Here is a 14,300-nt window from a genome sequence, read left to right as displayed (position 1 = left end):
TTGCTCAGTCGAAAGCACCCATCCGGATTCGATCGATAACCAGCCTTACATCCTGAGACCGATCGCGCGGCATCACCAATATGCCTGCAGCGGTCGACACGACCACCATGTTGCGCAGACCGACCGAAGCAACCGGCGGGCCACCATCGACATAGATGAGGTTGCCCGCACCATCGATGGTTACTGCCCCTCCCTTGATCGTATTGCCATCTCCATCACGGGCGCGAATCGCCCATAGCGCTTCCCATGAACCAACGTCGGACCAGCCCATATCCACCGGTACCACGGCAGCCCGGTCGGTTTTCTCCATCACAGCCACGTCTATCGACACATTGGGACTCGCACGGAAGGCGGTCACATCAGGCAAGGTGAAGCCCGCCTCTACCCTGGCGCTTGCCATGGCTTTCGCAGCCGAAACGGCGACTTCCGGCGCATGACGATCCAGTTGATCGAGAAAAGCCCGCGCCCCAAACAGGAAGATACCGCCATTCCAATAATGACGCCCACTGGCAAGATAAGTCTCCGCCAATGGTCGCAGCGGCTTTTCGACAAATTCCGCGACCGCATGAATGACGCCAGCCTCATCAAGCGCAGGGCCTTTTGCGATATAGCCATAACCCGTTTCGGGATAATGCGGTTGGATTCCAAACGTGACCAGATGCCCATCCCGTCCCGCGGACAGGGCCGCCGCTATTGCGGCATGAAAACGGGCGACTTCCGTTATGACATGATCCGATGGCATCACCAGCATCAACGCATCCGGATCCCGTTCCGCAATCCAGCGCGCTGCAATGGCGATGGCGGGCGCCGTGTTGCGCCCTTCCGGTTCCAATATGATCCCGGCTGGTTCAATACCGATGGCAGAAAGCTGCTCTTCGATCAGCGCCGCATGATCCACGCTGGATACGATCAGCGGCGGCGCAAACCCTTCCTTGTCCGTGGTACGCAGCAAGGTTTCCTGCAGCATCGACCGATCGCCCACGAGAGGCATGAACTGTTTCGGGCATTCGGACCGGGACAAAGGCCAAAGGCGCGTCCCCGATCCGCCCGACAAGATCACCGGGTAGACCGGCGAAGAAAAATATACGGAAGAAATGGTCAGATTCCCCTGATAAAATTAGCGTCAAACGCAGCCTTCTCGGTATCCGCTTCCAGCTTCAAATGCGAAAAGGCGCCCCCAGGCCACTGTCTATTGACGCAAACGGGGATATGCAATCCGCCCTCGCAACAACGGATATTTTTCCCGTCGGTCCACCGATTGCCGCAAGCGCCGTCACCGCAACGGAAGCAAAGCCAATATCAACAGGATGAGTCGACAAAAGGCTTTCCGCCACCGATTGCTGCCGATATGCCCTGTCAGCCGTCACGAAATCACAAGATGGTTGGCTAAGGAACAGGAATGGATTGGTTACATGCGATCGCCGGGCTGTTCGTCGGCGTCATGGTCGGCATGACCGGCGTGGGTGGCGGGTCATTGATGGCGCCGATCCTGATCCTGCTTTTCGGCGTCGCCCCCACCACCGCGGTCGGCACCGACCTCTGGTTCGCCGCCATCACGAAATCTGTGGGCGGCTTTGTGCATCACCGTCATGGCGGCGCGCAGGGCGGACCGGACTATGAAGTGATCCGCCGCCTATGCATCGGCAGCCTGCCCGCCGCCATCATCGTCCTAATCCTGCTGGCACAGGTCGACGCCCATCAGGTCAAGAGCGGCCTCATCATGACCGCACTGGGCATCGTCCTGATCCTGACCGCCTTCGCCACCCTGTTCCGCAGCCGTTTCCATCATTGGGCGGTCAACGCCCGCACCGACACGGCGGGCACCTTCCTGCGTTACCAGGCCGGATTGACGATGGCGGCCGGCGCGCTCCTGGGCGTGATGGTAACGTTGACCTCGGTCGGCGCGGGCGCGCTGGGCGCGACATTGCTGCTCGCACTCTATCCGCTGCGTATGCGGCTGCAGAAACTGGTCGCCACCGATATCGTCCATGCCGTCCCGCTGACGTTGGTCGCGGGCATGGGGCATTTGTGGATCGGCAATTTCAACCTGCTCCTGCTGCTCAATCTACTCATAGGCTCCATCCCCGGCATCATCCTGGGATCGATGCTGGCGTCGAAGGTGCCCGAACGGGTATTGCAGCCCTTGCTGGCCTTGGTGCTGCTCGTCGCGGGCTGGCGCCTGATTAGCTGACCGACGGATACCGCGCTACGTGGCCTCATCGCATAGGCGATGAGGAAGCATCCTCCCATTTGGGAGGTTCCCGTCCCGCCGCTTGCTGCCATGGCTCTGCGCACGAAAATTGCGAGGATCGAGGATATAGTGGTGGACGCAAAGACTCTGACCCATTTGGAGCGACTCGAAGCCGAGAGCATCCACATCCTGCGGGAAGTGGTGTCGGAGGCTGAGAAGCCGGTCATGCTCTATTCCGTCGGCAAGGACAGCGCGGTGATGCTGCACCTGGCGCGCAAGGCTTTCTACCCCTCGCCGCCGCCCTTCCCGTTGCTGCATGTCGACACGACCTGGAAGTTCAAGGCGATGTACGACCTGCGCGACCGGATGGCGCGCGAAAGCGGCATGGAATTGCTGGTCTACCAGAATCCCGAGGCGCAGGAACGCGGCATCAACCCGTTCGACCATGGCCCGCTGCACACCGATATGTGGAAGACCGAAGGGTTGAAGCAGGCGCTCAACCTCCATGGCTTCGATGCGGCCTTTGGCGGCGCGCGGCGCGACGAGGAAAAGAGCCGCGCCAAGGAACGCATCTTCTCCTTCCGTACCGCATCGCACGGCTGGGATCCCAAGAACCAGCGGCCCGAACTGTGGAACCTCTACAACGCCCGGAAGAACAAGGGCGAGAGCATCCGCGTCTTCCCGATCAGCAACTGGACCGAGCTGGATATCTGGCAATATATCCACCTGAACGACGTGCCGATCGTGCCGCTCTATTTTGCTGCCGAACGCCCGACCGTGGAGCGCGACGGCATGTTGCTGATGGTCGATGACGACCGCTTCCCGCTGAATCCCGGCGAAGAGCCGGTGATGCGTTCCATCCGCTTCCGGACGCTGGGCTGCTACCCGCTGACCGGCGCGGTCGAGAGCCAGGCGAAGACGCTGCCGGAGGTGATCCAGGAAACCCTGCTCACCACCACGTCGGAACGCCAGGGCCGCGCGATCGACAAGGACGCCGGTGGCGCCGGCATGGAGAAGAAGAAGCAGGAGGGTTACTTCTGAACCCGCACACTCCCTCCGTTCGCACTGAGCCTGTCGAAGGGCTCTACCGACCGCAGGGAGGTACTTCGCTTCGCTCAGTAGAGGGCTTCGACAGGCTCAGCCCGAACGGGATTTTCTCATTATGACCGACACCATCGCAGAACCCATCTACAAGACCGACGCCCTCATCGCGCAGGATATCGACCAGTATCTGAAGGTGCATGAGCATAAGACGATGCTGCGCTTCATCACCTGCGGCAGCGTTGATGACGGCAAGTCCACCCTGATCGGCCGCCTGCTCTACGACAGCAAGATGATCTTCGAGGATCAGCTCGCCGCTCTGGAAGCGGACAGCAAGAAGGTCGGCACCCAGGGGCAGGAAATCGACTTCGCCCTCCTCGTCGACGGCCTCGCTGCCGAGCGCGAACAGGGCATCACCATCGACGTCGCCTATCGCTTCTTCGCCACCGAAAAGCGCAAGTTCATCGTCGCCGACACGCCCGGCCATGAACAATATACGCGCAACATGGTGACGGGCGCCTCGACCGCCGACCTTGCCGTCATCCTGATCGATGCGCGCAAGGGCATCCTCACCCAGACCCGCCGCCACTCCTACCTCGCCCATCTGATCGGCATCCGCAACATCGTGCTGGCGGTGAACAAGATGGACCTGGTCGACTATGACCAGGCAGTGTTCGACGGCATCGTCAAGGATTATGCCGAGTTCGCGAAATCGATCGGCATCAAGGCCTTCACGCCCATGCCCATCTCCGGATTCAAGGGCGACAATATCACCGGCCCGTCGGCCAATACGCCCTGGTACAAGGGGCCGGCCCTGATCGAGCATCTGGAAACGGTGGAGGTCAACAGCGCGACCGACGCGGACAAGCCGTTCCGTATGCCGGTCCAGTGGGTCAACCGCCCGAACCTGGACTTCCGGGGCTTTTCCGGCCTGATCGCGACCGGCACGGTGAAGCCGGGCGACGCGGTGCGAGTGCTGCCTTCTGGCAAGACGTCGACAGTGACCCGCATCGTCACACTTGGCGGTGATCTGGAGCAGGCGGTGGCCGGCCAGTCGGTCACGCTCTGCTTCGCCGACGAGATCGACTGCTCGCGCGGCGACGTGATCGCACTCGCCGACAATCCGCCCCAGGCCGCCGATCAGTTCGAGGCGACCATTGTCTGGATGGCGGATGAAGAGATGCTGCCGGGCCGCTCCTATTGGCTCAAGATCGGCACCCAGACCGTGACCGCCACGGTCCAGCAGCCCAAATATCAGGTCAACGTCAACACGATGGAGCATCTGGCGGCCAAGACGCTGGAGCTGAACGCGATCGGCGTCGCCAACCTGTCGACCGACAAGCAGATCGTGTTCGAACCCTATGAGGCCAACCGCACGCTCGGCGGCTTCATCCTGATCGACAAGATCAGCAACGCCACCGTTGCCGCAGGGATGCTGCACTTCTCGCTGCGGCGCGCGCAGAATGTCCATTGGCAGGCGACCGATGTCAGCCGTGATTTCCATGCGGGCATCAAGAACCAGAAGCCGGCCGTGCTGTGGTTCACCGGCCTGTCGGGCGCGGGCAAGTCGACCATCGCCAATCTGGTCGAGAAGAAACTCGCCAGAATGAACCGCCACACCTTCCTGCTGGACGGCGACAATGTACGGCATGGCCTGAACAAGGATCTGGGCTTCACCGATGCCGACCGGGTTGAAAATATCCGCCGCGTGGGTGAGGTCGCGAAACTGATGACCGACGCAGGACTGATCGTCATCACCGCCTTCATCTCGCCCTTCCGGTCGGAACGTGACATGGTGCGGCAGATGATGCAGCCAGGCGAGTTCTTCGAGGTTCATATCGACACGCCGCTGGCTGACGCAGAGGCCCGCGACGTGAAGGGCCTCTACAAGAAGGCGCGCTCAGGGCAGCTCAAGAATTTCACCGGCATCGACAGTCCCTATGAACCGCCGCACGATCCGGAAATCCGCATCGACACGACCAGCCTGACCCCCGAGGAAGCGGCCGACCTGATCGTTGCGAGGCTGATCCCATGAGCGCGGCGATGACCGACGCCGACCTCGCCGCCCATCTTGCCGAGGTGGCCGGGCGCATCCTGGTCGAGGTGCGATCGTCCGGCCTGTTCAGCGCCAAGGCGCTGGGCAAGGCCGGCGATCAGACCGCCAACCAGTTCCTCTGCCACGCGCTGCGCGAAACACGTCCCGACGACGGGCTATTGTCGGAGGAGGAAAAGGATAATCCCTCGCGGCTCGACAAGAGCCGGGTGTGGATCGTCGACCCGGTGGACGGCACGCGCGAATATGGCGAGGCGCGGTCCGACTGGGCGGTCCATGTGGGGCTGGCGGTGGACGGCGCTCCCGTGATCGGCGCGGTCGCGCTGCCGGGGCTGGATGGCGGCACGGTGCTGCGGTCCGACCAGCCGCGCGTGGTGCCGCCCGCACCGGAAAAACTGCGCATGGTCGTCAGCCGTACCCGCCCCGCCGCCGAAGCGGTGGCGGTGGCGCAGACGCTGAACGCCGAACTGGTGCCGATGGGATCGGCCGGGGCCAAGGCGATGGCCATCATCCTGGGCCAGGCCGATATCTATCTCCACTCCGGCGGCCAATATGAGTGGGACAGCATGGCGCCCGCCTCCGTGGCGCTGGCCCATGGCCTGCACGTCAGCCGCATCGACGGATCGCCGCTGGTCTACAACCAGAGCGACGTCTATCTGCCCGACCTGCTGATCTGCCGAAAGGACCATGCACAAAGGGTGCTGGGCCTGATCGCCGGACTGGCGAAGGACGCCGCCTGATCCGCCTATGGCCGGGCGGTTTCGATCACCCGGTCAATAATCTGTCGACCAGTTTCCCCCAGCCGGCCGACACGCTCTCCATCCCGAACATCGCGATACGATCCCCCGGACGGATGCGCGTAGCCGGATCGATCTGCCGGGCCATGGCCTGCGCCATCGCCTGCGCGTCGGCAGGATCGATCAGCAGGCCATGACGGCCATCATTCAGCAACTGCGCCGCGTTGCCCGCGCTTATCGATGCGACGCAGGGCGCATCGACCGCCATCGCCTCCAACAGCACATTGGCCGACCCTTCCCACCAGGACGGCAGCACGAAAGCGTCGCACCGCACCAGCCAGGGAAAGACGTTGGCGACCGTGCCCGGCAACGCAAGATCGTCGGCAATGCCGATCTGTCGCGCCTGCGCGGTCAGTTTCTCACGCGCATCGTCGCGACTTTCCCCCAGGATGATGAGGCGCGCGGGCCTTTCCCGGCGCAGCAGCCCAAAGGCGCGAAGCAAGGTGTCGAAATTCTTCTGCGGCGCGAGCCGTCCGATCGCGAGCAGTACCGGCACATCCTCGTTAAGCCAGGGATAGGGCGCAGCGTCCCCGATCCGTCGCCGCGCCGCGACCACGTCGATACCATTGGCGATCACGCTGAGCCGCTGCTCCCGCGCGGCGCCGGCAAAGGCGGGCGTATCGGCCAAAGTCGGCGACACCAGCACCAGATGGGCGGCATCCGCCGCGATCAACCGCGCCATCGCGATCCGGCCCCACCGCCGGACACCACCCGAAGGCGCGCCGGGGATGACGCGCATGATATCATTGCTGATGCGATAGACTCGCTTCAGCCCCGGAACGCCACGACTGCCTGCCCAGGCCGTGCCATGGCCGTGATTTCCCGCCGAAATCAGCATCGTCGGCCGTTCGCGCAACAAATGGCGGCGCAGTGCGATGGCGGCGTGCAGCTTTTCCCGCAAGCGCGACGGCCGCGCTTTTTCCAACAGCGCGTGATGCGTCACGCCCGGCACGCCCTCCCCGCCCGGCAGCGCCGTGACCAGTTGCACGGCATGACCCTGCGCGGCGAGATCGGCGGCGATCAGACGCGCATTGCGCACCACGCCGGTCGCGACCAGCGCATGGACATAGACACAGATCAACGGCCGCGCCGGTCCCATTCCATCACCCGCGCCGCGCGCCAGCGATCGGCCGGCAACTGGTCAAGATGATGACGATACAGCGCGCCCAACCGCGTGTCGGCCAGCCCCCGCCCCGACACCAGTTGCAATATGTCGGTGCCGGGGTTCCAATTCCCCTCGATCAGCACCGGTCCGGCGCTGGTCAGCCCAACATCCCAGCCGATCACGGTGAAGCCCGTCGCAAAGGCGAGATGGGCGCGGCCAGCCAGCGCAATCGCCCCGATCAGGTCGGGGACAGGCGTCCCGACGATCACCGCATCGGTGGTGGGATGCCGGTCGTGCCGTGTCGGCCGTCCCGCGCCGCCCAGCCAGGCGGTCAGGCAAGCGCCCCAATCGTCGATCCCCAGCACCAGATTGCCGGCATTGAAATTGTCGACCGGTCGCGCGCCACCCGCCGACAGGCGCAGCGCCAGGCCGCAAGCTTCGGGCGCGCCCACCTCGTCCAGGCAGGTGACGACCCGCAAGGTCGGCAGGGCGCCGGGCGATAGGTCGGCCAGCATTTCATGCGTCGGCAGGCGGCGCTGGATCACACCGCCCGCCTGCCAGAGGTCGCGCAGCCGGGCCTGCAATGCGGCTTTGGCGATCGGCCCGCCGCCGCCCCGCCATCCGCCGTCCATGCGCTGGAACCGCTCTACCCCCTCCCCCTTGGATCGGAAGCTGGGCTTGGCGATGATATCCGTTTCTCCCGCCAGCCAGCCTGCCAGATCCTCGCGCGCCAGGTCGCAGGCTGCCGCGATCGGCAGCCCCGCCGCTTGCGCGACCTGGGCGAAAAGCTGTTTGTTCTTGAGCGGGTTGGCCGTGAAGGGAAAAGCGGCGGGGTTGAGCAACCGGTGCAAGCCCTTGCGATCGCGCATCGACAGGCCAGCCCGTCGCACAGCATCCGGCAGCAGCTGCCGTTCCGATGCCGACCAGCCACCCTGCCCCCCATATGCCAGCAAGTGCGCAAAAGCGCGCGCGCTAAGCGGCCAGTGCCGCCGCAGCCCGCCATGATAGGCGGCAAGCAGGCTATTCTCGTCCCTTTTGGGGACCGCGCGCATGGTGAACAAATCTTACTCCGCAGCCTGCATCAGGCTGGCGCGCTGACCCAGCAGTTCGGCCGCGATGCCGCGCGTTCGGGCATCATCGACATCGATCGCCACAGCACCGTCCGACAGGATCACCGGCGCGATCGTCATGCGGAAACGGCGCGAGAAACGCTCGAACGTCGCCGCCAACGTGCCCAGGCCAAAACGGAACCGGATGAGGTTCACCAGGCCGAAAGCGTCGATGATGCGCATCGGATGCTTCACGAACTGCCCACCCGACCGGAACGTCTCTGCCGCTCCCAGCGCCGCACGGTCCTTCAGCCAATAGCTGTTGCAGTTGGAATAGCTGTCTTCGGCGAAGCGGTAGAATTTCCGCTGTCCTACCGGATGCGCCGCCAGCACCGATTCGCGCCGGGTGAAGGCGACCCCGGCGTCGGCGGCCTGCGCCTTGCAGCCATCCAGCATCTCGGCCACGGTCGGCGGGGTCAGCAGCACATTGTCGGCGGTGGTGATGAGCAGGGGAAAATGTGCGCCCTCGGCAGCCGCCAGAACCGAATCGACCAGATTGGGTCGCGCCGCGATCGGCACCAGACGGCCGGTGGCGATCAGCCCGCGCAATTGCGCCAGCCCGTCCAGCACCTGCGGTTCCTCGATCGCGATACGAATCTCGCCGATCCGTTCGCTCGCCGCCAGCGCGTCGATGACATGGACAAGCATCGGCTGTCCCGCTACCGGCACCAGGCATTTATGCGTGACGCCCGCCTCCAGCGCCAGCGGATCGGTCGCGCCATTACGCTTGCCCGCCAGCACCAACGCGGTCGTGAGGCCGCCCATATCAGGCCGCGACCCGCAACGGCGCCTCGGTCAGCAATCCTTGCCGTTCCAGGCTATGGCCGATGATGGTTTCGACCAGCGTCTGGTGATCCACCCCGATCGACCGGGCCGAACGCGAAATGGTCTTCTTCGACCAGAGATTGCAGGACAGGTTCACTTCCATGAACTGCGCCGCGCCGCTGACCGGATCATAGCGAAATTCGAACCGTCCATAATCGAACGGCCAGAGTTCGGGCAGCAGCCGGCGGGTCATATCCTCCAGCTGGCCGAGCAGCGCGCGATCCTCGACCAGAACCAGCGGATCGTCGCCCGCGTCGATCAGGCCGCGCTTCTCCTCATGGCTGCGCGCGCGATGCGGATCGGCGGGCACGTACATCATCGGCGGCAAGATCCAGGGCTGCCCCCCGCTGCCGCCTACAACCGGCACGGCGACGTCCAGCAACGGCGCCCATGCTTCCACCAGCACGTCATGCCCTTCGCCATGCAGATAATCGATCTGCGCCTGCGCCTCGGCCCAGCTATCGACCATAGCGAGACCCCAAGAGGCGGAGGAAGCGTTGGGCTTCACCACCAGCCGTTCAGCGCGAAAGGCCGGTTCGGCGGGCAGGCCGCCACGGCGGAAAATCTGTGCCGGCATGGTCGGCACGCCATGGGCGCGAGCGATCAGCTTGCTCAGATATTTGTCGTCCGACACCCCGCGCAAGATCGGACTGGCGCCCATATGAGGCACGTCGCGCCAGCTCAGCAGGAGCGGCGCCATCATCTCGCTATTCTGGAAGCCGCCGCGATTGAGCAGGGTGACAACGAAATCGACATCCGGCCGCTCGAACAACGCCTCATAGCTGTTGGCGACACGGATATTGAGGCCGATATCCTCCAGCGTGGTACGCATCTCATGATGATAGATGGCGTGATTGCCGTCCACCACATCGGGCGCGCCGGTCGCCCGCGCATGTTTGGCGAGAAAAAGGACGCGCAGCCGAGCCTTGTCGGCCAGCGAGATGCGCACGCAGCGATCAATATGGGTCAACATGCGAGGCTTTTTGCCCCAGCCGCATGACAGGGCCTTGACCGGGCGATGACGCAGCCAAGACCGGACGGCGGCGCAGCCGTGACGACCCGATGACGGGAAAATGTCAGTCGGCGGTGATCGCCAGCGCGACGCCCTCCGCCACCTTGATGCCGTCGATCGCGGCGGACAATATGCCGCCCGCATAGCCCGCCCCCTCGCCCGCCGGATAAAGGCCCGTGACGTTGAGGCTCTGAAAATCCTTGCCCCGCGTGATCCGCAGCGGCGAGGAAGTGCGGGTTTCCACACCCGTCATCACCGCGTCGGGATGATCATAATGGGCAAGCTGGCGACCGAAGACGGGCAGCGCCTCCCGAAACGCCTCGATCACGAAGCCGGGCAGGCATTGGGACAGGTCGGTCGGGGTGACGCCCGGCTTGTAGGAGGGCGCGACCGATCCGAGCGCGGTCGAAGGCCGCCCGGCAAGGAAATCGCCCACCGTCTGCCCCGGCGCCCAATAGGAAGAGCCGCCCGCGACATAAGCGAGCGATTCCCAATGGCGCTGGAAATCGATGCCCGCCAGCGGCCCACCGGGATAATCGCGCTCCGGATCGATGCCGACCACCAGGCCCGAATTGGCGTTGAACTCCGCGCGGCTATATTGGCTCATGCCGTTGGTGACGACGCGCCCCTCTTCGGACGTGGCGGCAACCACGCGCCCACCGGGGCACATGCAGAAACTGTAGACGGTGCGGCCATTGTCGCAATGATGGGCCAGGCTGTAGGCCGCCGCGCCCAGATCCGGGTGGCCGGCGCAATTGCCGTAGCGGGCGCGATCGATCCAGCCTTGCGGATGCTCGATGCGCACGCCGATCGAGAAGGGCTTGGCCTCCATATGCACGCCCCGGCGGTGCAGCATCTCAAAGGTCGGCCGCGCGCTGTGGCCGACCGCCAGGACGACATGATCCGTCTCGATCACATCGCCGTTGTGCAGGACGAGACCGCGCAGCGCCTGCGTGCCGTCGCCCTGCCGCTCCAGCACCAGATCGTCGACCCGATGCTGCCAGCGATATTCGCCGCCCAGCGCCTCGATCTGGCGGCGCATCGATTCCACCATGGAGACGAGGCGGAAGGTGCCGATATGGGGGTGCGCTTCCCAGAGAATATCATCGGGCGCACCGGCAGCGACAAACTCCTCCAGCACCTTGCGGCCCAGGAAGCGCGGGTCTTTCACCCGACAATAGAGTTTGCCGTCGGAGAAAGTACCCGCCCCGCCTTCGCCGAACTGGACATTGGAATCGGGATTGAGTTCGCCGCGGCGCCATAGGCCCCACGTGTCCTTGGTCCGCTCGCGCACCACCTTGCCGCGATCGAGGATGATCGGCCTGAACCCCATCTGCGCGAGGATGAGGCCGGCGAACAGGCCGCACGGCCCCGCGCCGATCACCACCGGCCGCTTGCCCTGCCAGCCTTCGGGAACATGGGCGACGAAGCTATAGGCGGTGTCGGGCGTCGGGCGGACATCATGGTCCGTGGCAAAGCGGTCGAGCAGGGCCGCTTCGTCGGCGACATCGATATCAACCGTGTAGACAAGCTGGATCGCACTTCTGCGACGCGCATCATTGCCGCGCCGCACGACGCTGTGGCCACGCAGCTCTTGCGGTTCGAGACCAAGGCGGGCGCAGATGGCGACGGGCATCGCCTCGGCCGGGTGGTCGAGGGGCAGTTTCAGGCCGGAAAGACGGATCATGGGCCGCCCATAGTCTGAATCGGCCCGCCGCTCCAGTCCTCGCCAAGACAGGTGCGCCCATTCGCGTCCGTCATTCCATTCATTCCTCCTTGCCGTAGCGGCTTGGCCCCTGCGTGCCGCTGGGGCAAAAGGATCATAGGGGCGGGATGGACTCCCATTCACTAACCTTGACGTAAACGTAAAGCAGGGCTACATCGGCATCATGGACAAGCGCAGCAGCATCGCCGGCATCGAACTGCCCGACCATAGCGAACGGCAGAGCTACAGCATCACCGACCTGTCGGAAGAGTTCGACGTCACCGCCAGGGCGCTGCGCTTCTATGAGGATGAAGGGCTGATCTCGCCCGAACGCCAGGGCCTGTCGCGCATCTATTCGCGCCGCGACCGCGCCCGGCTCGCCTGGATTTTGCGCGGCAAGCGGGTGGGCTTCAGCCTGACCGAAATCCGCGAGATGATCGACCTTTACGACGCGGACGAAGCGCATGAGGAACAGCGCCGCGTCACCGTGGACAAGTGCAAGGCGCGCATCGACCTGCTGACCCGGCAGAAGGATGATATCGACGCCGCCATCGCCGAACTGGCCAGCTTCGTCGAGACGATCCAAGCAAGATAACCCCTCCCCCCAACCGGGGGGACCTAAAGAATATATCAGGAGAAGATCATGCCCAGCTATGCCGCCCCCGTTCGTGACACCCGCTTCGTGCTGGAGCATATCGTCGGGCTGGACCGCTACGCCAACCTTCCCGGTTTCGAGAACGCCACCCCCGACCTGGTCGAGGCGATCCTGACCGAAGGCGGCAAGATGGCGGCCGAAGTCCTCTTCCCCCTGAATGCGGTGGGCGACAAGGAAGGCTGCACTCGGCATCCCGATGGCAGCGTGACCACACCGACCGGTTTCAAGGCGGCCTTCGACCAGTTTGTCGAGGGCGGCTGGACCACGATCCACGGACCCGCGGAATTTGGCGGACAGGGCCTGCCCAGTGTGCTGGCGACGGCGGTGGACGAATATGTGCTGTCGGCCAATCAGGCGTTCGAAATGTATCATGGCCTGACCGCGGGCGCGGTCGCGGCGATCATCGCCAAGGGCAGCGACGAACTGCAACAGCGCTATATCCCCAACATGGTGTCGGGCAAATGGACCGGCACGATGAACCTGACCGAACCGCATTGCGGCACGGACCTCGGCCTCATCAAGACCAAGGCCGTGCCGCAGGCCGATGGCAGCTATACCATCACCGGCACCAAGATTTTCATTTCGGCGGGCGAGCATGACCTGGCGGAAAATATCATCCACCTCGTCCTCGCCAAGACGCCCGACGCGCCCGAAGGCAGCAAGGGCATCTCCCTGTTCGTGGTGCCGAAGCTGTTCGTGGGTGATGACGGATCGCTGGGGGATCGCAACGCTGTGTCCTGCGGATCGATCGAGCATAAAATGGGCATCCACGGCAACGCGACCTGCGTCATGAACTATGACGGCGCGACCGGCTGGATCGTGGGTGAGGAGAATAAGGGCCTGGCCGCCATGTTCATCATGATGAACGCGGCGCGGCTGGGCGTCGGCCTCCAGGGCCTGGGCCAGGCGGAGATCGCCTTCCAGAACGCCGTCCATTATGCCAAGGACCGCCGCCAGGGACGCGCCCTGACCGGCCCCAAGGAACCGAATGAGAAGGCCGACACGCTGTTCGTCCACCCCGACGTGCGCCGGATGCTGATGGAAGCCAAGGCGATCACGGAGGGGCTACGCGCCCTGATCCTGTGGACCGCGTTGCAGGTCGACCTGTCACATCATGCGGCGACCGAGGAAGAGCGGCAGGCGGCCGACGACCTGCTCCAGCTTCTGACCCCGGTGGTCAAGGGCTATGGCACCGACAAGGGATTCGACGTGGCGGTCGCCTGCCAGCAGGTGTTCGGCGGCCATGGCTATATCTGGGAAAATGGCGTCGAGCAGTATGTGCGCGACGCCCGCATCGCCCAGATCTACGAAGGCACCAACGGCGTGCAGGCGATGGATCTGGTCGGCCGCAAGCTGCCCGCAAACGGTGGCCGTGCGCTCCAGTCCTTCCTCAAGATGGTCGGCGATGAAGTCGCCGAGGCGAAGGGCAATGAAAAGCTGGCAAGCCTGGCCGAAGCGCTGGAAAAGGCCAGCGGCCAGTTGGGCGCGGCGACCATGTGGCTGATGCAGAATGCGATGAAGAACCCCGAACATGCCGGGGCCGGCGCGCATCACTACATGCACATCCTCGGCATCGTCGCGACGGGCCTGATGTGGCTGCGCATGGCCAAGGTCGCCACCGCCCTGATCGACGCGGGGGAAGGCGACGCCAAATATCTGGAAGCCAAGCTGGTGACGGCGCGTTTCTTTGCCGAACGGGTCATGCCCGATGCCGGGTCGCTGCGGCGGAAGATCGAGGGCGGCGCCGATGCGCTGATGGCGCTCGATCCGGACCTGTTCCTGGCCGCCTGATCCAGGGCAACTATCG

General features: G+C 64.3%; 12 protein-coding genes. 6 read left to right on the top strand and 6 right to left on the bottom strand.

Annotation, left to right across the window (positions count from 1 at the left end):
• Nucleotides 1-4: 4 nt before the first annotated feature.
• The gene (locus tag MOK15_RS00830; protein ID WP_347567162.1) at nt 5-1,060 is read right to left on the bottom strand and encodes a mannose-1-phosphate guanylyltransferase/mannose-6-phosphate isomerase; all 1,056 of its coding nucleotides are present in this window, start codon (nt 1,058-1,060) and stop codon (nt 5-7) included.
• A 339-nt stretch (nt 1,061-1,399) separates the two neighbouring features.
• On the opposite strand from MOK15_RS00830, the gene MOK15_RS00825 reads away from it, so the two are divergent.
• The 4 genes from MOK15_RS00825 (at nt 1,400) to MOK15_RS00810 (ending at nt 6,025) form a co-directional block, all read left to right on the top strand.
• Entirely contained in the window at nt 1,400-2,191 is a 792-nt protein-coding gene (locus MOK15_RS00825; RefSeq protein ID WP_242929849.1) for a sulfite exporter TauE/SafE family protein, read from the top strand.
• A gap of 90 nt (nt 2,192-2,281) precedes the next feature.
• The gene (cysD, locus tag MOK15_RS00820) at nt 2,282-3,232 is read left to right on the top strand and encodes a sulfate adenylyltransferase subunit CysD (protein WP_242929848.1); all 951 of its coding nucleotides are present in this window, start codon (nt 2,282-2,284) and stop codon (nt 3,230-3,232) included.
• 121 nt (nt 3,233-3,353) lie between these two features.
• Nucleotides 3,354-5,267, top strand: a complete 1,914-nt coding sequence (gene cysN / locus MOK15_RS00815) for a sulfate adenylyltransferase subunit CysN (RefSeq protein ID WP_242929847.1) — start codon at nt 3,354-3,356, stop codon at nt 5,265-5,267.
• An 8-nt stretch (nt 5,268-5,275) separates the two neighbouring features.
• Complete coding sequence (locus tag MOK15_RS00810; protein WP_242929846.1) at nt 5,276-6,025, top strand: 3'(2'),5'-bisphosphate nucleotidase CysQ; 750 nt, start codon at nt 5,276-5,278, stop codon at nt 6,023-6,025.
• A gap of 25 nt (nt 6,026-6,050) precedes the next feature.
• On the opposite strand, the gene MOK15_RS00805 is transcribed toward MOK15_RS00810, so the two are convergent.
• From MOK15_RS00805 to MOK15_RS00785, 5 genes are all read right to left on the bottom strand, one after another.
• On the bottom strand, nt 6,051-7,163 hold the full coding sequence (locus MOK15_RS00805; RefSeq protein WP_242929845.1) for a glycosyltransferase: 1,113 nt from the start codon (nt 7,161-7,163) through the stop codon (nt 6,051-6,053).
• Nucleotides 7,160-8,239, bottom strand: coding sequence for a sugar-transfer associated ATP-grasp domain-containing protein (locus MOK15_RS00800; protein ID WP_242932589.1), 1,080 nt, complete (start codon nt 8,237-8,239; stop codon nt 7,160-7,162). Before MOK15_RS00800 ends, MOK15_RS00805 begins: the two co-directional genes overlap by 4 nt.
• Before the next feature lie 12 nt (nt 8,240-8,251).
• Nucleotides 8,252-9,061: a nucleotidyltransferase family protein gene (locus MOK15_RS00795; RefSeq protein ID WP_242929844.1), complete on the bottom strand. Its 810-nt coding sequence runs from the start codon at nt 9,059-9,061 to the stop codon at nt 8,252-8,254.
• A gap of 1 nt (nt 9,062) precedes the next feature.
• On the bottom strand, nt 9,063-10,094 hold the full coding sequence (locus tag MOK15_RS00790) for a phosphoribosylglycinamide synthetase (protein WP_242929843.1): 1,032 nt from the start codon (nt 10,092-10,094) through the stop codon (nt 9,063-9,065).
• A 103-nt stretch (nt 10,095-10,197) separates the two neighbouring features.
• Nucleotides 10,198-11,820 carry an NAD(P)/FAD-dependent oxidoreductase gene (locus MOK15_RS00785; protein ID WP_242929842.1) on the bottom strand — a complete coding sequence of 541 codons (1,623 nt, stop codon included), beginning with the start codon at nt 11,818-11,820 and terminating at the stop codon, nt 10,198-10,200.
• 202 nt (nt 11,821-12,022) lie between these two features.
• Here MOK15_RS00785 and MOK15_RS00780 point away from each other — a divergent pair, with 202 nt between their 5' ends.
• Together MOK15_RS00780 and MOK15_RS00775 are read left to right on the top strand one after the other, a co-directional pair.
• Nucleotides 12,023-12,433, top strand: a complete 411-nt coding sequence (locus tag MOK15_RS00780) for a MerR family DNA-binding transcriptional regulator (protein ID WP_242929841.1) — start codon at nt 12,023-12,025, stop codon at nt 12,431-12,433.
• Nucleotides 12,434-12,481: 48 nt separating this feature from the next.
• On the top strand, nt 12,482-14,284 hold the full coding sequence (locus tag MOK15_RS00775) for an acyl-CoA dehydrogenase C-terminal domain-containing protein (RefSeq protein WP_242929840.1): 1,803 nt from the start codon (nt 12,482-12,484) through the stop codon (nt 14,282-14,284).
• The last annotated feature ends 16 nt before the right edge of the window (nt 14,285-14,300 follow it).

It is taken from the genome of Sphingobium sp. BYY-5 (assembly GCF_022758885.1).
Classification (GTDB): Bacteria; Pseudomonadota; Alphaproteobacteria; order Sphingomonadales; family Sphingomonadaceae; genus Sphingobium.
The sequence above is the reverse complement of the archived record's forward strand: the minus strand, read 5'-3'. Positions and strand labels throughout refer to the sequence as shown.

Excerpts from the sequence above, each read along its gene's own strand:
- MOK15_RS00825 (WP_242929849.1), top strand. The coding sequence starts at position 1,400 with ATGGATTGGTTACATGCGATCGCCGGGCTGTTCGTCGGCGTCATGGTC.
- cysD (WP_242929848.1), top strand. The coding sequence starts at position 2,282 with ATGGCTCTGCGCACGAAAATTGCGAGGATCGAGGATATAGTGGTGGAC.
- cysN (WP_242929847.1), top strand. The coding sequence starts at position 3,354 with ATGACCGACACCATCGCAGAACCCATCTACAAGACCGACGCCCTCATC.
- MOK15_RS00810 (WP_242929846.1), top strand. The coding sequence starts at position 5,276 with ATGACCGACGCCGACCTCGCCGCCCATCTTGCCGAGGTGGCCGGGCGC.
- MOK15_RS00800 (WP_242932589.1), bottom strand. The coding sequence starts at position 8,239 with ATGCGCGCGGTCCCCAAAAGGGACGAGAATAGCCTGCTTGCCGCCTAT.
- MOK15_RS00795 (WP_242929844.1), bottom strand. The coding sequence starts at position 9,061 with ATGGGCGGCCTCACGACCGCGTTGGTGCTGGCGGGCAAGCGTAATGGC.
- MOK15_RS00790 (WP_242929843.1), bottom strand. The coding sequence starts at position 10,094 with ATGTTGACCCATATTGATCGCTGCGTGCGCATCTCGCTGGCCGACAAG.
- MOK15_RS00785 (WP_242929842.1), bottom strand. The coding sequence starts at position 11,820 with ATGATCCGTCTTTCCGGCCTGAAACTGCCCCTCGACCACCCGGCCGAG.
- MOK15_RS00780 (WP_242929841.1), top strand. The coding sequence starts at position 12,023 with ATGGACAAGCGCAGCAGCATCGCCGGCATCGAACTGCCCGACCATAGC.
- MOK15_RS00775 (WP_242929840.1), top strand. The coding sequence starts at position 12,482 with ATGCCCAGCTATGCCGCCCCCGTTCGTGACACCCGCTTCGTGCTGGAG.